We start from the raw sequence: 19,276 nt of genomic DNA on the forward strand, positions 1-19,276 counted from the left end.
GAAGCAAAGATGGCGGGATTAGGTGCAGCAGAACGGTTGGGAATAAAAGCATTTGAAGAAGCCGGACAAGTAGAACTGCGCCCCCACTGGACGCAAGACGATGCGAAAGCAGTAATTCGCGCTGCTTACAGCCAAGTTTTCGGCAACGAGTATTTAATGTCGAGCGAACGACTCACCAGTGCCGAATCTTTACTGGTGCAAGGACAGATTTCAGTTAAAGATTTTGTGCGAGCAATTGCACATTCCGAAACTTATCGGAAAAAGTTTTTTTACCCCAACTCGCAAACGCGGTTAATCGAGCTTAATTACAAACATTTGTTAGGCCGCGCTCCTTACGACGAGTCGGAAATTGCCTTCCACGTTGATTTGTACAATGCAGAAGGTTACGAAGCTGAAATCAATTCTTACATTGACTCAGTAGAGTATCAAGAGAATTTTGGCGAGAGTGTAGTGCCTTACTATCGGGGTTTCGCGACTCAAAGAGGTCAAAAAACCGTCGGTTTTAACCGGATGTTTCAATTGTACCGGGGTTATGCCAACAGCGATCGCGCCCAAAACCAAAAGCAAGGGCGACTAACCTGGGAAGTTGCCAGAAATACGGCTTCGCCCATCTCCACCCCCTCCACCGGAAAAGCCCTTGGTGGCACTTCCGGCGGCACTCGCGACCAACTCTACCGAGTCACCGCAATGCAAGGTTCGGCTAAGTTTTCGCCCCAAGTACGACGCACTACTACCGAATATCTCGTGCCTTACGAGCAACTTTCGAGCCGCTTGCAGCAAATCAACAAACGTGGCGGCAAAGTGGTAAGTATTACCACAGCTTAAAGTTTGTAAAGACGTTTAAAAAAACGTCTTTAGCAAATTAGGACTAATTGATGTGTATGGGTAAGGTGCGCTTCGGCGTACCCTACTTTCAGATATCTTCGCCTTAGTCCTAAAAAAATCAGGAGCAACAAAGCTTTAAATTTTTGTTATTAATTTAGGAGAAAATTTGTGGCGATTACGACAGCAGCGTCCAGACTGGGAACATCCGCATTGAGCGATGCGCCGAAGGTAGAATTACGTCCGAACTACACCAAAGACGACGTTGAAACAGTGATTCGTGCGGTTTACCGTCAGGTGCTGGGCAACGACTATTTGATGAAATCCGAGCGCCTGATAAGTGCTGAATCTCTCCTGCGAGACGGCAGTTTAACGGTGCGAGAATTTGTGCGTGCAGTGGCAAAATCGGAACTGTACAAAACCAAGTTTTTCTACAGCAGCTTCCAAACTCGGGCGATCGAACTAAACTACAAACACTTGCTCGGTCGGGCTATTTACGACGAATCTGAAGTAATTTATCACTTAGATTTGTACCAAACAGAAGGCTACAACGCTGATATTGATTCTTACATAGATTCAGTAGAGTATCAAGAAAACTTCGGCGAGAGTATCGTCCCTTACTACCGGGGCTTTAACACGCAGATTGGTCAAAAAACCGTTGGTTTTACCCGGATGTTCCGCCTGTATCGTGGCTATGCAAACAGCGATACCTCTCAACTAGAAGGCAATAACTCCCGCTTAGCAGTTGAACTCGGCACCAACAGCGCTACGACTGTAGTTGGGCCTTCTGGTGGTAACGAAGGTTGGGCATACCGGTCTTCGACACAAAACGTAACTCCCAGCAGCGGTTTCGGCGGCGCGGCAGCTTACGGTAAAGAAGGGCGGCTTTTCCGCGTGGAAGTGTCGGGCATTCGCACGGGTGGCTATCCCAGGGTGCGCCACAGCAGCAAGGCGTTTATCGTACCTGTTGAGGATTTGTCCTCGCAAATGCAGAAATTTCAACGCCTGGGCGGAAAAATCGCGAGCATTACTCCAATTTAGTTGTTAGTCATCAGTCATTAGCAATTAGTCATTAGTCATAGGTCATTAGTCATTAGTAAAATTGCTAGGGATTAATGGCCATTGGCTAATTATGCTTTCCGTAAGGTGCGTAGTGCGCACCCTACATAATTAGGTTCGGTGTAAATACTGAACTAAAGACTAATTACTACTGACTAAGGACTACTGACTACTAACCAATTACCAATTACCAAGAAGCTTATGTTTGGTCAAATTGTAGCTGGAAAAAGTGGCAATACAGCTTCCGCCGGTCGCTGTTTTCGTTATGAAGTGGCGGGCTTGCGCAAAAGCGATGATACAGAAAATATCGATTATTCGATTCGATCGAGCGCGAGTACATTTATCACCGTACCGTACAATCGGATGAATCAAGAAATGCAGCGGATTACTCGCATGGGCGGTACAATTGTCAGCATTAAGCCGCTAAGTGCGATCGCAGAATCATCACCTGAATCATCCCATGAATCATCGGGTGATAACTAATAGTTGAAAATTTCCCCAACCCGCGCAGGCGGGTTTTGTCTGTGTAGAAGCGATTACAATCGCCGAGTTTCCCCAACCCCTCTCAGCTCGGGTTTTGTCTGTGTAGAAACGATTTCAATCGCCGAGTTTCACCAACCCCTCTCAGCTCGGGTTTTGTGTGTATAGTCGCGATTACAATCGCCGAGTTTTCCTAATAACTAAAAACTATGAATTATGACGAATCCGACTCACCGCCGGCAGGTGTAGCTGAGGGCGAGTCTTTAACAGTGGAACAGGCGATCACAAATTTGCACTCCCCAGACTACAGTCTCCGGTATTACGCTGCTTGGTGGGTAGGCCGATTTCGAGTCAAGGAACCGGCGGCGCTCGCAGCTTTGATTGCAGCCTTACAAGAAGAATCAGAACAAACAAAAATAGGCGATTATTCCCTATTGCGAAATGCGGCGCGGGCGCTGGGAAAATTGGGCGATAAACAAGCCTTACCAGCGCTGACTCACTGTTTGGAATGCGCCGATTATTACGTGCGGGAAGCGGCGGCTCAAGCTCTCGAAATGCTGGGCGATCGCGATTCCATTCTACCGCTGATGAAACTCTTAGATGGAGGCGTGGCTGGGGCCGTGCGAGTGGCTGGCAAATCGCACCTTGTGCAGCCTTACGACTCGGTAATTGAAGCTTTGGGCACGCTGCGAGCGACAGAAGCTATACCGCTAATTGCACCTTTTTTAGAGCATTCTGTGGAGCGGGTGCAGTACGCTGCGGCGCGGGCGATGTATCAGTTGACTGGCGATCGCATTTACGGAGATCGATTGATAACGGCTTTGAATGGGGATAATTTGCAGTTGCGGCGATCGGCTTTGATGGACTTGGGGGCGATCGGCTATTTGCCGTCAGCGCCAGCTATTGCTGAAACTTTAGCAGAAAATAGCATGAAATTGATCGCCCTGAAAGGAGTTTTGGAGCATCACCTAAATCAACAAGAATCTCTATCTTTGTCCGATGAAGCTATCCAAGTTATGAACTTAATGGATAGTTTACTTTGACAAAAATTAGTTCGCAACTGCAATAGGATTGCTTTAGCACATTTCAGGACACAGCAGTGATGTGTCCCTACCGTATAGCTAAATACGGTTCACTTAAGATTGTCCGAAGAGAGGAACGAAGCAATCGCAGTATCTATTTTTCATGGTTTTTTATCGCCTGGATCGTCTTAAATAAACCGTATTGCCGTAGATATGTATTTCAGGCAATTGAGAACTATTTGAGCGGTTTTAGCCTGGTGAATCTGGGACGGATGGTTTGATGGAATGAGGGAGGAGGCTTTCGGCAATAATTTTCCTAAAATTTCAGTAAAAATACTGAGATTAGTAGCTTGATTTGGTAAAAGAACTCGTGTTAAAATCACCTTACCATCTGGAGCGCTCCCCAGTTAAAAAAGTTTTGGTTTAGAAAATAGCGATCGCGGAATGCTGGGAGATGGTTGTGTAGGGGCTAGAAGTATAAATCGGGGGATTCACTATGAGCAACGATCCTTTTGAAGTCCAGGTGCAACATTTTGCCACGCTTAAGTCCAAGTATCAAACAACAAAATATGAAGATTCATCTCCCTCTAGTCTTCTGTATCTCATTCTGCAAAAAGCTGATTTAGAAATTGAAATTACCGACTTCGAGTGGAATTGGTTACTAAACCAAGAGCTTTTGGAAACAATAGAAGCTATCGAAAAAGAGCCACTACATAAGGCTGAAGAACGAATAAAACTAGATGCTAAATTTTCTCAACTCAAGTCTAAGTTCAAAGTAACCAGACATCCCGATTTACGGCTATCCAGTTCTTTGTATCCTATCCTTTGGAAACTTGACTCTGAAAATCACCTAACTGACTTAGAAGTTAAATATCTGCAAGAAGAGGGGCTTACTAAAACAGTTGCTATCGCTAAAGAGATGGCGCGATTTGCTGCACTCAAGGCTAAGTACCGAGCAACTGAATACCCAGATTGTTCACTTGATAGCCCCTTGTATCAAATTCTCAAGCAACTGAATGCACGAGAAATATTAAGTGATGTAGAGGCTAACTGGCTGTTCAATAACCAACTGGTTGATACTCTAGAAATTTTTTGGCAACAAAAAGCTGTACGGGAAGCTGAGTTTGCCCAACTCAAGGATAAATACAAAGCTAGTGAATACGCAGAAACATCTGTCTCTAATCCACTCTATCAAATATTGAATAACCTGGATGCAGATATACAGTTGAGCGAGTCAGAACTTAACTGGCTGGAAGAGAATCAACTGAGCGAAACGCTTAACATTGTTTTGGAGATTGAACAAACACGGCACTTTGCTGAACTGAAAGTTAAGTATAAAGCTACTACTTGTGAGGATTCATCTCTCTCTAGCCATCTTTATAAAGTTCTCAAAAAAATTGATTTAGACAATCCGCTAGGTGAGCAGGATATTAACTTTCTGAAAAAGCGTAAACTGACTGAGACAATTACTCTTGCGCTTGACAAATTTGCTGCTAGTCTCAAGTCCAAAATTCAATTTGGAGAGCCGTTGAGTGAGGCTGATTTTGATTGGGTGAAACAGAATGGACGTGATGATGTAATTACTTTTGCTATTGAAAACTATGTTGTTGATCTGAAATTAAAAATCCAATGGGGAGAGCATTTAAGTGAGGCTGATATTGATTGGCTGAAACAGAATGGACGTGAAGACGTAATTACCTTTGCCCAAGAGAAGGAATTTGCGGCTCTCAAGGTCAAGTATCGGATTATAGATCATAATTTCCCCTTCGATCCGTTTTACGCAATCATGGTAAAATTGGAGAGAGAAGAGCGTCTAGATCCTGTGTTAGTTGTTCAGTTAATACAACAGAAACTTTTAGCTAGTCATGGAAAGATTGCTATGGCCTACCACAGGCTTGAAGCGCTTTTCTACGATCGCGAATATGAGCGCACTGGAGATAAATGGAACTTGCCCAACGCCAGCAGTCATTGGCGCAAGGCAGATGAACCAGAAAGTGCATTGAAGGTGACAGAAAATCTGGACTTCGACCAAATCAAAGAAAATAAGCTCAAGTCAGCTTTGTTAACAACGAGGGGCGGTGCTTTCCGAGATATTCATAAACTAGATGATGCTGAAAAGTGCGCGCTAAAAGCTATTGAGTACCAGCCTCAGAGTCATCATCCTTACACTTTGATGGGAGCTATTTGTTTTGAGCGGGGTCAATTTTTAGAGGGCGAGCGTTGGTTTAAGGATGCAATTAAACGCGGTGCTGAATCAGAAGATATAGATTCCGAACTCAAGCGGGTTGTCAAAAATGCTAAGGATGAGAAGCGTCGGGAAGTTGTGGAATATCTGCTGACAAAAAATCCGCAGCGCTATGCTTGGGCTAAGGCTTATAGGAAGCGCGAAGGCGGTGAGGATGCACGGCGCAAGAATTCCTAGCGCAGGTATGGAGTCGAGTTTTTTGCGGATTCGACTCTTTAACCAAGATTGTCCTATTTCGACTATGGTAAGCTTCAATACGGTTTATTTAAGACAGTCCGATCGGCAAAACGATGTGAAAAACAGACACTGCGATTGCTTCGCTCAGACGCTCGCAATGACAAAAAACATTAACCCAAGCGTATTGGGGTAAGCTTTCCAAGTTGATCGTCGCGCCTCACCGACGCTGCAAAAAGTTCGTTAGCGAAGCCCTCGAAGAGGATCGCGCGATCGAGCCAACCTACAATGACAATGATCACGGTACAGCTTACAAATCAATGGCATTAGAACTAATTCGCGCAGTCGAACAAGCAGATTCTTCCGAAGGCTTGTTAAATACTGTCAAAGCACTGGCGGCGGCTGAGTCAAAAGAAGCAATTCCTACCTTAATTACAGTCCTCGGCTACAACAACCCAGGCGCCGCTGTGGCCGCCGTTGACGGACTGATTCAACTCGGAGAACCCGCCGTGCTGCCGCTGCTAGAACAGCTTGACGGCTACAATTACGGAGCGAGGGCTTGGGCTGTTCGGGCTTTGGCGGGAATTGGCGACCCCAGAGGTTTAGAGATTTTGCTGGATGCTGCGGCGAATGACTTTGCTTTGAGCGTGCGGCGGGCGGCGGCTAGGGGTTTGGGGACGATTTGCTGGGAACTTATGCCCGCAGAACAAATTGCAGATGCTCAAATTCGCGCAGTAAAAACCCTGCTGCAAGCGTCCCAAGACCCGGAATGGGTGGTTCGCTACGCAGCAGCGGGGGCTTTGCAAGCTTTGGCGGTTGCTGCGACTGTTCAACCGGATTGGTTAACCGAAGTTTTGGCCCAACTTGAGGAAATAGCCCAAAGCGATGAAACTTTAGCAGTTAGAGCTCGCGCAGTGCTTGCTAAGGAAAAATTGTCACCTGGCTAGGGTTTGGGCGATCATCTCTTCCAATTCCCCTTGACTGAGAGTGGTTAATATAAAGACTTCTTGTACGGTTTTGCCCTGTCTGGCAATGATTTTAAATCCCCCGCGGATGGGTACTGACACTCTTAATGTCATGCGGGGGATGTGTCCTTTAACTTTGTTAATGACGCCTGGGGTAACGGTGTGAATGCCCATTTTGAGGGTGAGGCGTTCTAAAATTGGTATCAAACCCGGAAGGTGGGTGGAGTGATTCCAAACTAGGCGGCCTTTGGGTTGTGGGTTCATTACTTTTTAACCAAATTCAACATACCCAGTCTAAGCCACCCTCTGGCCGAACCAATTTGAAATTCCCTCAAGTTATGTATCAATAACCTTGCTGTACGTGTCATTGAGAGCAAAGCGACGCAATCTCAAACCGAGGTTTTTGATTCCGGGCGCGCAAGCTGAGATTTTCTTTACCAGAATTGTCCTGTACTTTTTGATGTTTTGGGTTGGTAAATGTCGGTTTTTCTAGTTGAGTTGCGATCGCCCGGAACATTTCTTTGGCGCTGCAAGGTTTCTGGAGGTAGCCATCGGCTTTGAGTTGCTGGGCTTTTTCCATTTCCGAACCTGTCATAAAAATAAACGGAATGCTGGCGGTTGCCTGGTACGATCGCAAAATCGCAAAAACTTCCAAACCGTTGAGTTCCGGCATCATCACATCCGACAAGATTAAATCGGGAATTTGGGCGGTCGCTAACTGGATACCGACTTGTCCGTTTTCCGCGCCTATAGCTTCAAAACCGTGCAATTGCAGGAGTTCTATAACGGTTGCTCGGATAAAGTTATTATCTTCAATTACTAATATTTTTGGCATTTATTTTAGTTGCTTCTCTACTTTATTTGTCTTTATACCTGATAATTTTGGCAGGTAAACTTTGTAAACTCAATAGGGTTATTGCAAAGAACCGCTGTTTTCGGGCCGCTTTTTATGGAAAGTGCGATCGCAGACACCGACAAGAATAGTATTAATCGACAGTCAGTGTTGATCACAAACCTCAACAATCTGACGCTTTTTAGTACAGTGTCGCATCTCATAAAAGAGTAGTTATATACACCAATCAAAATCTGCCAATCATGGCTTCGGTTCATACACTTTATCTGTCTAGAGCTTGCTGTACGATCGCCTAAGCGTTAAGCTATCTGCAAGACTTTGAAGATACATAGATCTTCCAATGGCATTTAGGCCCAGTTACTTCAAAGCTGAGTACAAAATTAATTGAATATGCGGACACTACTTTTAAATACTCTCGATAACGTTCAAAGTTTCCGCTTGGGTTACTTGTTCCGTAACTGGCGTGGCGATTTGACAGGTGGACTAACAGCGGCAGTCGTAGCACTGCCCTTGGCGCTGGCTTTTGCAGTGGCGAGTGGAGTGGAACCGCAAGCCGGACTCTACACCGCAATTGTGGCGGGGATTGTAGCGGCAATCTTTGGTGGTTCACCCGTTCAGATTACCGGCCCTACTGGGGCAATGGCAGTCGTTCTAGTGGGAATTGTCGCCAAGTACGGCCTCGAAAAGGTTTGGATTGCTGGGGTAATGGCCGGGATTATCCAGGTGGCCTTGGGGATTGCCAAACTCGGACGGCTGGTGAAGTTTATTCCCTATCCGGTGACGGCGGGCTTTACTAATGGCATCGCCGTCATTATTTTTTGCGGTCAACTTAATAATTTCTTTGGCTTGCAATTGACACGCAGCGAACATTTTTTACCGGGATTGTGGGAAAGTGTGACCCATATACAGGGTGTAAATTCGGCGTCGGTGGGGTTGGCAATGGTTGTAATTACCACACAACTGCTTTGGCCTCGGATTAATACTACGATACCGGGTTCTATGGTGGGGTTAGTCCTAGCGACTGCTATAGCGTCGTTTTTTCACCTCCACGTCCCCACCATCGGCTCGATACCCCAATCGTTACCGGTGCCGCAAGGTATTCCCCACTGGACTGATTTTGGTCTGCTGCGAGAGTTAATTAATCCTGCCTTGGCACTGGCTGCATTGGGGAGTATTGAGTCGTTGCTGTCGGCGGTGGTGGCTGATGGTATGACTGTCAGCGAGAAACACAATAGTGACAGGGAACTCATCGGTCAAGGGTTGGCGAATATCATAGTGCCGTTTTTTGGGGGAATTCCGGCGACGGGGGCGATCGCTCGTACTGCTGTCAATGTCCGTGCTGGTGGCCAAACTCGACTTTCTGGCGTGATTCACGGCCTTGCTTTAGCGATTATTGTCTTGACTTTAGCTCCCCTCGCGGCACAAATTCCCCTAGCGGCCTTGGCTGGCATTCTGATGGTGGTTAGCCTGCGGATGATTGAGTGGGAAGCGATCGGCTTGCTGATGCGTGCCACATACTCCGACTTTGGTGTGATGATTCTTACCTGGCTAGTCACCATCTGCTTTGACTTAGTTCTAGCCGTAGAAGTCGGATTAATTTCAGCGGGTGCTTTGTTCATCAAGCGGATGAGCGAGTTGAGCCTGGCCAAAATTCCCGAAACCGAAGTTTTTCCTCCCGGTGTTCCCCTGGAGTTAAGCAAACAAATTGCTGTTTATCGGGTAGATGGGCCTGTATTTTTTGGTGCCGCCGAACGGTTTGTAACCTTCCTGCGGGATGAACCAGAAGTGAAGTTTCTGATTTTGCGGCTGCGGTTTGTACCGAATATGGACACCACTGGGTTAGTCGCCCTCGAAGACATCTACCAGGATCTGAAACGCCACGATTGCCGCTTAATTCTCACGGGTTTGCAGCCGGAAGTTCAACAACTCCTAGAGCGATCGGGAATCTTGGAAAAAATTGGGTTGTCAAATTGTTTTGAAACGACGACGGAAGCAATTTTTTCCATCACTCCTGCGATCGAAAAATTCGCTCAACCTGTAGCTATAACGTCTGAACAAAAAGAGTTGGTGGCCCCAAAAGAAGATTGATCAAGTTTATTTAATAGAGATTCCAGCCGCCTGACTCAAAAAGTTTCTATTTGAGTCGGGCGGCTACTTACAATAATGCCTCATAAATCCGCCGCTTGGGTTAAGCGAGACTAAAAACTGTGCAGTTCACAAAATTACGGCGATCGGGTAAAATATAACTTGGTGTATAGCGATTTCTTCAGGAACAGGATATGTCAGAATTTTTAGACTTTCTCAGACATCAGTTTGCCTACGTTGCTATTGGCGAATTTAAACCAGGAAAATTCAAAGAAGCAGAAGAACTTTTTGAAAAAGCCGTTGCAACTTATGCCACAGGTTTTAAGGGCGCATACCTGCTGCAATTGCCCAATACAGACAAAGGTATTGCCATCATTTTTTGGGAAAGCGTAGAAGAGATGGCCGCCAATCAAAGCGAAGCTTATCAAGAAATATTGAAGCATATGACACCTTTGTTCGCAAAAATTCCCGACACAGATGTTTATGAAATCGTCAGTGAAATTAAGCCGAAAAGTTAATGATTAACAATTCTGCAACCTGCGCGTCATTCCCATTCCCATCGGTGTCTTTCGCCCGACTCCGCTGTAAAGGGCAAAATCTGCTAAAGCATTAATTTGCTTGATAGCAACCGGATCAAGATCTCCCATAATTCGGTAAGTAATATCGCCGACGCAGCCAATAAATTTACTGCGGGAATCCGTACTAACTTCTGTGCGGATATCGAAGAAACTAGGGAAAATAGCTTCTATAAAAGTAGGTTCGATCGCCCTATTGCTGTACTTGTTCCAACGATTTGCCAAACTGCCAAAAATACTCTCTCTAGTTGGCATCGCACTATCGTAAACGCCTTGCCGAAAATTAGTAGGAGTGAAAAAACTAAACGCAATTTGGCGCTCAGTGTCGGAAGCGCGATCGAACAATTCGGCGTAACTGCAAAAATTCACCCAAGGCTGGTTTGATTGCGGTTCGCTCAAAATATTGGTAATGTACAAATCTGTAGGGCCCAGATGCCAAGGGCGGTCAAAATTCAGTTGTTGCCAAAGTTCAGTTAGGCGATCGAACAAACCGTCATCCAGCAGAGAAATTCGCCACCAAATCGCTGTATTTTCACGAATTGCTTGCTTTTGTTCCCACTGTATTGCCGGAAAAATTGGGCGCGTCGCCGCAGGCAAAACTCTCTTTTGTGTCAGCGCAGTGCTGCTTTTTGCCACCTCTTTTCTGCTTACTTGGAAAAAGCTTAAAGTGAAAGCTTTTTCATTCGATTGGTCATGCAGGTACGCGCTCAAATCGCTGTCTACAGCACTCACAAGGTTGAGAAATAAGGCATGAAGATGCCGTCCCGTTAAAAATTGGGATGGGATTGGTGCAACGGGTAGCAGGTTTAAAACGAGGGTGTGGGGCATTTTTAAATTATATATTTTGTCTGTATATCTGTTAGGTTACTATTAATATTACAGTTAATTTGCAGTCAGGTAAGGTGCGCAATGCGCACCCTACGGATTTGTGCGCATTGCGCACCCTACGTTTAGGTTGTGAATTTTTAGGCGATCGCAATTTCGGACGACAAATAAACGTCTTGAATGGCGTGGAACAATTTTACACCTTCTTCAAAGGGACGCTGAAAAGTTTTGCGGCCGGAAATTAAGCCGCAGCCGCCAGCGCGTTTGTTGATTACTGCGGTGCGAATGGCTTCGGCAAAATCGTTTTTTCCCGAAGCACCGCCGGAGTTGATTAAACCCATTCTTCCCGCATAACAGTTGAGCACTTGATAGCGTGTTAGATCGATCGGGTGATCCGTTGTCAATTCCGAATACACCAGGCTGTCGGTTTTGCCGTAACTCTCGCCGCTGGCTTGAGCGACTGCTGCGTAGCCGTTGTTGCATTCGGGCAATTTTTGCTTAATAATGTCAGCTTGAATTGTCACCCCCAAGTGATTTGCTTGACCTGTTAAATCCGCTGCTAAGTGATAATCTTTGTCTTGCTTGAAGATATCGTTGCGGAGATAGCACCACAGAATTGTTGCCATTCCGTATTCGTGAGCGTGGGCAAAAGCTTGACTAACTTCTTGGATTTGCCGCGTCGATTCCGGCGAACCAAAATAAATTGTGGCTCCGACTGCAACGGCTCCCAAATTCCAAGCTTGTTCGACTGATGCAAACATTATTTGGTCGTATTGATTGGGATAAGTCAGCAATTCGTTGTGATTGAGCTTGACAATGAAAGGGATTTTGTGCGCGTATTTGCGAGATACGCTTCCCAAAACTCCCAGGGTTGTCGCAACGGCGTTGCATCCTGCGGAGATTGCTAGTCTGATGATGTTTTCGCTGTCAAAATAGATGGGATTTGGTGCAAAAGAAGCGCCCGCCGAGTGCTCGATTCCTTGGTCTACTGGTAGGATCGATAAATAGCCAGTATTTGCCAAGCGTCCGCTAGAATAAAGTTGCTGGAGCGATCGCAAAACTTGAGGAGAGCGATCGGTTTGGGCGAAAATGCGATCGACCCAATCCGGGCCTGGCAGGTGCAACAAATCTTTAGAAACTTTTGCTTGATGGGTGAGCAAGTCTTCGGCTTCGTCGCCCAGCAAAGATGCGATCGCACTGGGAACTGATACTCTAGCTGTCATGCAGATTTCCCCCTGAATTTCAATTGCAGGCTGATGATTGCAGACATTAGCCTTGCTGATATTCTAGCAAACAATTCATATTTTCGATCCGGCAATTATCAGCCAAGTTTTTAATAAGATTAGAGACAACAGCAGCGGGACGCGCTACTCTAGAATAAGCTGGCAGTTCCGCAGCAGCGAAAACACCAGCGATCGCCGATCGACACACAACTCCGCCATCACAATGTCACACACTTACTTTGATTCTGAAAACAGCCACAAATCCTTCGAGATGCCCGGTGCCAGACCCCACTACAACCCCGATCGCCCCGGACAAGTAGAGCATATTTTCCTCGATTTAGTGCTAGATATTCCCAAACAAAGCTTTCGCGGCACTTGCAGCATCCGCATCAATCCAGTCCGCAGCGGTATTGACAAATTAACCTTAGATGCTGTTAACCTGGACATTAAATCAGTAAAAGTCGGCGAAACTAAGCAAGATTTCGACAGCGACGGCGAAGTGCTGCAAATTCAACTGCACGAACCAACGGTAGCATACGAACCAATTACAATCGCGATCGCATACTCGGTCGAAAAACCCCAGCGCGGCCTCTATTTTGTCGGCCCAGACAAACACTATCCAGACAAACCAACACAAGTTTGGACTCAAGGCGAAGACGAAGATTCTCGCTTCTGGTTTCCCTGCTTCGACTATCCCGGACAACTCGCTACTTCGGAAATTCGAGTGCAAGTTCCGAGACAACTATTTGCTATTTCTAACGGCGAATTAGTTAGCACAAAAAATGACGGCGACGATAAAATTTATCACTGGTCGCAAACCCAGGTACACCCAACTTATTTAATGACCTTAGCCGTCGGAGATTTTGCCGAAATCAAAGACGAATGGAACGGCAAACCAGTTAATTATTACGTTGAAAAAGGCCGCGAAGCCGACGGTAAGCGCAGCATGGGCAAAACGCCCCAAATGATTGAATTTTTCTCTGAAGCATTTGGATATCCTTACCCTTTTCCTAAATATGCTCAAGTCTGCGTCGATGATTTCATCTTCGGCGGCATGGAAAATACTTCGACAACTTTGCTAACAGATAGGTGCTTGTTAGATGAACGCGCCAGCCTTGACAATCGCGCTACAGAAAGCTTGGTAGCCCACGAATTGGCTCACCAATGGTTCGGTGATTTAGTAGTAATTAAACACTGGTCTCATGCTTGGATCAAGGAAGGCATGGCTTCCTATTGTGAGGTGCTGTGGACTAACAAAGAATACGGCAAAGAAGATGCGGCTTATTATATGTTAGGTGAAGCCCGCAATTATTTAGCTGAAGACAGTTCTCGCTACCGCCGCCCAATTGTCACTCACGTTTACCGCGAAGCGATCGAATTGTACGATCGCCATTTGTACGAAAAAGGCGCTTGCGTGTATCACATGATTCACGCCGAGTTAGGCGACGAACTATTTTACAAAGCAATTCACACTTTTGTGCGGGATAACGCTCACCAAACTGTAGAAACGATCGATTTGCTAAGGGCGATCGAAAAGGCGACTGGTCGCAATCTAATGTTTTTGTTCGATCAGTACGTTTATCGCGGCGGTCATCCAGATTACAAAATTGCTTATTCCTGGGATGGCGACAACAAATTAGCCAAAGTGACTGTCACACAAACTCAGATCAAAGATAGCAAAAAGGACAACGGTAATAACAAAGATGTCTTTGATCTAAAAATTCCCATCGGCTTCGGTTATAAGCCGGAAAAAGATGCAGACGAGCGAAGTGCTGCTAATATAAAAACTTTCACGGTTCGAGTGCACGAACGCGAGCAAAGTTTCTATTTTCCGCTAGAAGAGAAGCCCGCATTTATCAGTTTTGATGTGGGCAATAAATACTTAAAAACCGTTGTTTTAGAGTATGGAGTTGCCGAATTAAAAGCTCAGTTACAGTTTGACCCTGACCCGGTGTCCCGGATTTATGCAGCCAAAGCTTTGGCGAAGAAGGGAGGACTGGAAGCTGTGAAAGCGCTGTCAGAAGTTCTCAAAAAAGATCGGTTTTGGGCTGTGCGGGCTGAAGTGGCTACTCAGTTAGTTGAAATTAAACTCGACCAAGCTTTTGATGGTTTAGCAAGTGGTTTGAAAGATAAAGATGCTAGGGTTCGCCGCGCTGTGGTGAATGCGCTGGGCCAAATCAAGACTCACGAAACTTATAAGGCGCTGAGGTCGATCGTCGAAAAAGGCGACGACAGCTATTATGTAGAAGCGGCCGCAGCTAGTGCTATGGGTTCGATCGCAGGGGCGAATCCCGACGAAAAACCGACGGACGAACAGGTACTCAAAGAGTTAAAATTGGTTTTGAAAGAGCGTCAGGGCTGGAATGAGGTTGTGCGATCGGGTGCTATTGCCGGTTTGGCACAAATGAAAACTTCTGAAGATGCGCTGAATCTAATTTTGAAATATACAGCTATCGGTACTCCGCAAGCTTTGCGCTTGGCTGCAATTCGCTCTTTGGGGACAATTTCAACAGGTCAAACTAAGCTTAATTTAGAACGGATTTTGCACCGATTGGCAGAATTATCTAAAGAGACGTTTTTCTTGACTCAAGTATCTGTAGTGGTGGCTTTAGGACAGATGGAAACTCGCAAAGCCATTCGGATTTTGCGTTCTTTAGCTGACCAAACTCCCGACGGCCGCGTCCGTATGATGGCTGATGAAGCTGTGCAAAGAGTGCAGAAAAATGCTGGTTCTGATGCAGCGGTGAAGCAGTTGCGGGAGGAGTTAGACCAGGTGAAGAAGGAGAATCAAGATTTGAGGAGTCGGATGGAAAATCTGGAGGCTAAGGCGAAGAAAGATTAGAGGGAAAACCGCATACCGGCGCAGATAGAGGCATATTTGGGCGATCGGCTTTTATCTGCTTGTCGGTAGAGGATGGCGCGCGGTTATTATTATTATAATAATATTATTGTTCCGTGGGAGTGCAGGGAAATTTCCTATTTTCGACAGACAGGAAAAGCCAAATATGTTTATTATCCACTTTATTGCTGTCTCAACTTGGGAAGTGTCTAAAATTAGGATGCTTTTTTTATTTTTTAGTTGTAAACCCTTCATGAGGTTACAGCAGCTTTTGCAGCCAGAAATATTGCAGAAATCATGAGTATAAAAATCGCTTTACTGGTTGATCAATCGGGGGTAATTCCCTATCGCATTCAAGACGGAGAAATTGAAGTAATGCTGATTACTTCTTCGGCTAGCAAGCGCTGGGTGATTCCCAAAGGATTAATTGAACCTGACATGACTCCCCAAGATTCGGCCGCCAAGGAAGCTTGGGAAGAAGCAGGCTTGTTGGGTAAAGTGTTCCCGGATTTGCTGGGTACTTACGAGTATCAAAAGTCCGGCTACACTTGTCAGGTAGAAGTATTTTTAATGCAAGTGCAAGCAGTTCTAGAAATTTGGCCGGAAGCTAGCAAGAGAAAGCGGCAGTGGGTAAGTATTCCTAAAGCAATTAAGCGGGTTAATGAACCGGAACTCAAACTCATTTTGGGGGATTTGCCGCATCGGTTCTGGTGAAGAGTCATGGGTAAGGGCAGGTTTACCAATACTTTGGTTTTCAACCATAAATTCGGGTGAACTCGCTAAAAGAACAACATGACTGAAGACTATATGCTGTAAAATTCTGGAGATGCGATCGCCCGGAGCCATCTCCTCAGATGACCAACCTTAACCCGATTAAAATTCTCTCCCTGAATGACCTGCGCGATAACAAGCCAGAACGTCCAGGCTGGTCACTCACCTTCGGAGCCATCTGTGCAGATGCAGCCGCCGTTTGCCTCGACCATGCAGGACACTCTATCCCTGTGACGCTGAAAATCGAGGGGATTCAACCCTGTGAAATCCAAATTCAATGGGATGCGATCGATGATACTATCCGTCGGTTCAACGCCGATCGGGAAGTGGCCACTGAATATGGAGCCTACGGTATCGCGGCGCTCATCATGCCTCACCTCACTGGACTCACCATCATCGAACGTTCTGTCAAAGGTAAAGGCTTAGGTTTTGACTTTTGGCTTGGTTCGCTCGAAGATCCAGGCACGCTATTTCAGCGCAAAGCCCGCTTAGAAGTATCTGGGATTCGTAAAGGTTCTGACAGCATTATTCAAGCCAGAGTTAACATAAAATTAGAACAAATCCGCCCTTCAGATAACGTAGCTCCTGGCTATGTATCTGTAATTGAGTTCGGTACTCCCAAAGCACGGATCGTCAAAAAATGCAGACCGTAGAAGCCCTTCACCACGAAGCAATGGAACTGGTCGATCGAGCCGTTCTCGCCCGTCAGTGCGGTGATATCGACCAAGTGACTGCACTCACCAGAGCCGCCTTTGCGAAAGAACGGGCGGCAGCGGATTTAGTAGCAAACGAATGGGATTTTGAGCCTACTCGTTCTATACTGCATCGGAGCGCCGCCGTACTTGCCATTGAGTGTGCCCAACTCCGGGAAGCAGAACGGCTGATTGGACGCGCCCTCGCAGGCAACCCTCCCACAGACATTGCTGATGAACTGCGTGACCTGCTTATAGAAGAAATTTACTCGCAGCGCCCAGCGATTGGAGCTTAATTTATTTAGGCGTTAGCTGAGAGGAAAGGAATGCTTTCGGCTAAGTTATCCTTAACTTCAATGCCCTGTTTTCTAGCCCAAAACTGGCTTAAAAAGTGAATTTGCCGCAAGCCGACAATTAAATTTAAACCTGGTACAAACATCCACCAAACAGTTAGTGGTTCTTTGATTCCTTCTTGGCTGTACAATTCGTTAACTGTGTTGTAAAGTTTGAACTGCACGATGTAAATCCAAGCAATCCCCACGAAGGAAAACCAACCAAACCATCCGGGAACGTCGGGATCGAATATCCGCAAACCTTGGGGGACGGCTACTCCTAAAACAAAGGGCAATAAACAAAGTGTCCCCGACCAACCCTTGCCGTTATAGCGACGCAATTCTTCTTGAATAATCCATTTGTACCAGCCGTAATATAGTAGCAAGCTGACTCCCGACAGCAAAATTACTCGCCACAAGGAGCGGGGTTTACCTAAAGGTTTGTCGGACATTTTTAGATGTAAGATATGAATGGCTTTATTTATTGTATTAACATTTGTTAATTATTGCAAAATCATCTCTCGGATCGATCGCGCGGTTGCAGGGGCCAGCAGCACACCGTTGCGGTAGTGGCCGCTAGCGACGAGAACGTGGCTGTTACCCAGAAGCGTCTCGATAATTGGGGCGGGCCGCCCTTCCGGGCGAGGGCGCAATCCTGACCATTGCTTGATGATTTCAGCTTCGGCTAAGGCGGGACAAAGTGCGATCGCCCTTGCCATCACTTCATCCAACATATCAGTATTCGCCTGAACTTCCCCGCCATTTTCCGAAAACTCCACCGTCGCTCCCACCCAATATTCCTGATTGGCTAAAGGTACAATGTGAACGTCATCGCAGGTAATTACTGGCGCAAAATCGGGGTTTCCTAGAGGATTTTTTGACCGCAAATGCAGCGCTTGTCCCAACACCGGGCGAATGTCCACCAATTGATTTAACGATGCAGTAACAGCCCCAGAACCCAAACCAGCCGACACAATTAGGCGATCGAACTCGCCACTAGCAGCAATCGCCCACCCTTCAACTTCCACCCCAAACTCAAAAATCACCCCATTTTGTGCAGCAGCATCCACCAAAGCCAAAGTTAGCGCGATCGGATCGACTTGTCGGTCTTGAGGCGAATAAATTGCAGCAATAATCTGATCATTTAAATAAAGATGAGGGCAAAACTCGCGCACTCGTTCCACATCCCAAAGTTCCAATTTCCAACCTTGAGATTCGCGAGTTGCGATCAACTTTTCCCACTTACTTAAATCCTCTCCCTCCGAACACAGCATCAAAATTCCCTGTTTATTAAACGGAATTTTCCGCCCCGTAACTGCTTCCAATTCAGGAATCAAAGTTTCGTAGCGCTGAAGGCTGGTTTCCCGCAATTTCCAACTTCTGCCCTTAGTTTTGTGACTGATAACTCCCATCAACACGCCGAGGGCTGCACCTGTAGAACCCTGTGCCGGCTGCTGTTTGTCGAACACTGTGACTTTTAGTTCGGGGGATTTACTTAGTTCAAAGGCGATCGAAGCCCCGACAATACCGCAACCAATAATTGCAACGCGAATCATTCAATTTTAGATTTTAGATTTTAGATTTTATAGAAGAAGAAGACCGGGCGGTTGAAACCGCGTCTCTACAAACAAAACCCGCCGACGCGGGTTTAAGAACGGGCAGTAAAAATTAAGTTTTACGTTGTTTTCTTCAGTCCGCGGAGGCGGACTTCGTTTTTGTAGGCGCGGTTTCAACCGCCGTCTTATCTTCAGTTGGCGTCCGGCGGACATCGTTTGTATAGACGTAGTTTCAACCGCCCTCTTATCTAAAGTGATTAGGCTTTAGGAATTAGCTGCAAGAAACTATCGAAATGATTCACAGCTTTTTGATAACTAGCCGTGATTTTGGCATAGTCAGCCACTTTAGCAGCGTTGTCAATCTCCACCAAATCAGCAAACAAACTCTTGGTCAAATCAACAGCTTCTTGTTGAGCTTTGGGTAACAAAGTGCCTGACACGGTTTTCATGGTGCCGCGCAAGTCGCCTAGAGGCCCGTGAATGTAAGTTTTGGCATCAATCCAATTTCTGTTTTGAATTAGGGTTCCTAGGTTGTCCATGCGCGATCGGAATTCTGTCAGTGTAGGAGCATAGCGCTGAATTTGCTGGATCTGGGCTGCTGTGTAAGTCGTGGGAACTTTTGCTTCGACACTACTGCAACTAACCAGAAATGCCATCATAAACGCCATCATCAAGGCAAAAAATGAACGGGGACGAGTCATATCGATTTTTGATTTTTGATTTTTGATTTCTCGTTGCGGGCGGGTACGGGTACACCG

19 protein-coding genes are annotated in these 19,276 nt (G+C 46.2%); 12 read left to right on the plus strand and 7 right to left on the minus strand.

All coding sequences use genetic code 11. The features are described from left to right. Positions 1–9: 9 nt before the first annotated feature. The 6 genes from QUB52_RS11970 to QUB52_RS11995 all read left to right on the plus strand — a co-directional run bounded on the left by QUB52_RS11970 (position 10) and on the right by QUB52_RS11995 (position 6,749). Positions 10–825, plus strand: a complete 816-nt coding sequence (locus QUB52_RS11970; protein WP_265239848.1) for a phycobilisome linker polypeptide — start codon at positions 10–12, stop codon at positions 823–825. Positions 826–993: 168 nt separating this feature from the next. Further along, the gene (locus tag QUB52_RS11975) at positions 994–1,863 is read left to right on the plus strand and encodes a phycobilisome linker polypeptide (protein WP_332973069.1); all 870 of its coding nucleotides are present in this window, start codon (positions 994–996) and stop codon (positions 1,861–1,863) included. Between the two features lie 219 nt (positions 1,864–2,082). Then, positions 2,083–2,364, plus strand: coding sequence for a phycobilisome linker polypeptide (locus tag QUB52_RS11980; RefSeq protein ID WP_332973070.1), 282 nt, complete (start codon positions 2,083–2,085; stop codon positions 2,362–2,364). 206 nt (positions 2,365–2,570) lie between these two features. Next, a complete protein-coding gene (locus QUB52_RS11985) occupies positions 2,571–3,404 on the plus strand; it encodes a HEAT repeat domain-containing protein (protein ID WP_332973071.1) in 834 nt (277 codons plus the stop codon). Positions 3,405–3,879: 475 nt separating this feature from the next. Continuing rightward, a complete protein-coding gene (locus QUB52_RS11990; protein WP_332973072.1) occupies positions 3,880–5,805 on the plus strand; it encodes a hypothetical protein in 1,926 nt (641 codons plus the stop codon). A gap of 317 nt (positions 5,806–6,122) precedes the next feature. After that, positions 6,123–6,749, plus strand: coding sequence for a HEAT repeat domain-containing protein (locus QUB52_RS11995; RefSeq protein ID WP_332973082.1), 627 nt, complete (start codon positions 6,123–6,125; stop codon positions 6,747–6,749). On the opposite strand, the gene QUB52_RS12000 is transcribed toward QUB52_RS11995, so the two are convergent. Further along, positions 6,738–7,031 (minus strand): DUF2103 domain-containing protein, encoded by a 294-nt coding sequence (locus tag QUB52_RS12000; protein WP_265239843.1) that lies wholly within the window; start codon positions 7,029–7,031, stop codon positions 6,738–6,740. The two genes, QUB52_RS11995 and QUB52_RS12000, sit on opposite strands and share 12 nt — an antisense overlap. A 100-nt stretch (positions 7,032–7,131) precedes the next feature. Then, a complete protein-coding gene (locus tag QUB52_RS12005) occupies positions 7,132–7,602 on the minus strand; it encodes a response regulator (RefSeq protein WP_265239842.1) in 471 nt (156 codons plus the stop codon). A gap of 408 nt (positions 7,603–8,010) precedes the next feature. On the opposite strand from QUB52_RS12005, the gene QUB52_RS12010 reads away from it, so the two are divergent. Further along, positions 8,011–9,708, plus strand: a complete 1,698-nt coding sequence (locus tag QUB52_RS12010; RefSeq protein WP_265239841.1) for a SulP family inorganic anion transporter — start codon at positions 8,011–8,013, stop codon at positions 9,706–9,708. 191 nt (positions 9,709–9,899) lie between these two features. Then, complete coding sequence (locus QUB52_RS12015; protein ID WP_265239840.1) at positions 9,900–10,223, plus strand: antibiotic biosynthesis monooxygenase; 324 nt, start codon at positions 9,900–9,902, stop codon at positions 10,221–10,223. Positions 10,224–10,226: 3 nt separating this feature from the next. On the opposite strand, the gene cas6 is transcribed toward QUB52_RS12015, so the two are convergent. Then, on the minus strand, positions 10,227–11,108 hold the full coding sequence (gene cas6, locus QUB52_RS12020) for a CRISPR-associated endoribonuclease Cas6 (protein WP_265239839.1): 882 nt from the start codon (positions 11,106–11,108) through the stop codon (positions 10,227–10,229). A 137-nt stretch (positions 11,109–11,245) separates the two neighbouring features. After that, positions 11,246–12,328: a class I fructose-bisphosphate aldolase gene (locus QUB52_RS12025; protein ID WP_265239838.1), complete on the minus strand. Its 1,083-nt coding sequence runs from the start codon at positions 12,326–12,328 to the stop codon at positions 11,246–11,248. A gap of 223 nt (positions 12,329–12,551) precedes the next feature. Here QUB52_RS12025 and QUB52_RS12030 point away from each other — a divergent pair, with 223 nt between their 5' ends. The 4 genes from QUB52_RS12030 (at position 12,552) to QUB52_RS12045 (ending at position 16,926) form a co-directional block, all read left to right on the plus strand. Then, positions 12,552–15,170, plus strand: a complete 2,619-nt coding sequence (locus QUB52_RS12030) for a M1 family metallopeptidase (protein WP_332973073.1) — start codon at positions 12,552–12,554, stop codon at positions 15,168–15,170. A gap of 294 nt (positions 15,171–15,464) precedes the next feature. Then, on the plus strand, positions 15,465–15,881 hold the full coding sequence (locus QUB52_RS12035; RefSeq protein ID WP_265239836.1) for an NUDIX hydrolase: 417 nt from the start codon (positions 15,465–15,467) through the stop codon (positions 15,879–15,881). A gap of 140 nt (positions 15,882–16,021) precedes the next feature. Beyond that, complete coding sequence (locus tag QUB52_RS12040; protein WP_265239835.1) at positions 16,022–16,591, plus strand: hypothetical protein; 570 nt, start codon at positions 16,022–16,024, stop codon at positions 16,589–16,591. Further along, positions 16,579–16,926 (plus strand): hypothetical protein, encoded by a 348-nt coding sequence (locus QUB52_RS12045; RefSeq protein ID WP_265239834.1) that lies wholly within the window; start codon positions 16,579–16,581, stop codon positions 16,924–16,926. Before QUB52_RS12040 ends, QUB52_RS12045 begins: the two co-directional genes overlap by 13 nt. A gap of 5 nt (positions 16,927–16,931) precedes the next feature. Here QUB52_RS12045 and QUB52_RS12050 read toward each other — a convergent pair whose 3' ends face one another. From QUB52_RS12050 to psbQ, 3 genes are all read right to left on the minus strand, one after another. Further along, the gene (locus QUB52_RS12050; protein ID WP_265239833.1) at positions 16,932–17,414 is read right to left on the minus strand and encodes a hypothetical protein; all 483 of its coding nucleotides are present in this window, start codon (positions 17,412–17,414) and stop codon (positions 16,932–16,934) included. Between the two features lie 51 nt (positions 17,415–17,465). Continuing rightward, a complete protein-coding gene (locus tag QUB52_RS12055; protein WP_332973074.1) occupies positions 17,466–18,518 on the minus strand; it encodes an NAD(P)/FAD-dependent oxidoreductase in 1,053 nt (350 codons plus the stop codon). 257 nt (positions 18,519–18,775) lie between these two features. Beyond that, on the minus strand, positions 18,776–19,246 hold the full coding sequence (psbQ, locus tag QUB52_RS12060; protein ID WP_375339847.1) for a photosystem II protein PsbQ: 471 nt from the start codon (positions 19,244–19,246) through the stop codon (positions 18,776–18,778). Positions 19,247–19,276: the final 30 nt, after the last annotated feature.

The sequence above is a fragment of the Microcoleus sp. A6-C6 genome (genome assembly GCF_036705955.1).
Lineage (GTDB): Bacteria > Cyanobacteriota > Cyanobacteriia > Cyanobacteriales > Microcoleaceae > Microcoleus.

Bases quoted from the DNA above. Each gene is read 5' to 3' on its own strand.
- QUB52_RS11970 (WP_265239848.1), top strand. From the start codon at position 10: ATGGCGGGATTAGGTGCAGCAGAACGGTTGGGAATAAAAGCATTTGAA.
- QUB52_RS11980 (WP_332973070.1), top strand. From the start codon at position 2,083: ATGTTTGGTCAAATTGTAGCTGGAAAAAGTGGCAATACAGCTTCCGCC.
- QUB52_RS11985 (WP_332973071.1), top strand. From the start codon at position 2,571: ATGAATTATGACGAATCCGACTCACCGCCGGCAGGTGTAGCTGAGGGC.
- QUB52_RS11990 (WP_332973072.1), top strand. From the start codon at position 3,880: ATGAGCAACGATCCTTTTGAAGTCCAGGTGCAACATTTTGCCACGCTT.
- QUB52_RS11995 (WP_332973082.1), top strand. From the start codon at position 6,123: ATGGCATTAGAACTAATTCGCGCAGTCGAACAAGCAGATTCTTCCGAA.
- QUB52_RS12000 (WP_265239843.1), bottom strand. From the start codon at position 7,031: ATGAACCCACAACCCAAAGGCCGCCTAGTTTGGAATCACTCCACCCAC.
- QUB52_RS12005 (WP_265239842.1), bottom strand. From the start codon at position 7,602: ATGCCAAAAATATTAGTAATTGAAGATAATAACTTTATCCGAGCAACC.
- QUB52_RS12010 (WP_265239841.1), top strand. From the start codon at position 8,011: ATGCGGACACTACTTTTAAATACTCTCGATAACGTTCAAAGTTTCCGC.
- QUB52_RS12015 (WP_265239840.1), top strand. From the start codon at position 9,900: ATGTCAGAATTTTTAGACTTTCTCAGACATCAGTTTGCCTACGTTGCT.
- cas6 (WP_265239839.1), bottom strand. From the start codon at position 11,108: ATGCCCCACACCCTCGTTTTAAACCTGCTACCCGTTGCACCAATCCCA.
- QUB52_RS12025 (WP_265239838.1), bottom strand. From the start codon at position 12,328: ATGACAGCTAGAGTATCAGTTCCCAGTGCGATCGCATCTTTGCTGGGC.
- QUB52_RS12030 (WP_332973073.1), top strand. From the start codon at position 12,552: ATGTCACACACTTACTTTGATTCTGAAAACAGCCACAAATCCTTCGAG.
- QUB52_RS12035 (WP_265239836.1), top strand. From the start codon at position 15,465: ATGAGTATAAAAATCGCTTTACTGGTTGATCAATCGGGGGTAATTCCC.
- QUB52_RS12040 (WP_265239835.1), top strand. From the start codon at position 16,022: ATGACCAACCTTAACCCGATTAAAATTCTCTCCCTGAATGACCTGCGC.
- QUB52_RS12045 (WP_265239834.1), top strand. From the start codon at position 16,579: ATGCAGACCGTAGAAGCCCTTCACCACGAAGCAATGGAACTGGTCGAT.
- QUB52_RS12050 (WP_265239833.1), bottom strand. From the start codon at position 17,414: ATGTCCGACAAACCTTTAGGTAAACCCCGCTCCTTGTGGCGAGTAATT.
- QUB52_RS12055 (WP_332973074.1), bottom strand. From the start codon at position 18,518: ATGATTCGCGTTGCAATTATTGGTTGCGGTATTGTCGGGGCTTCGATC.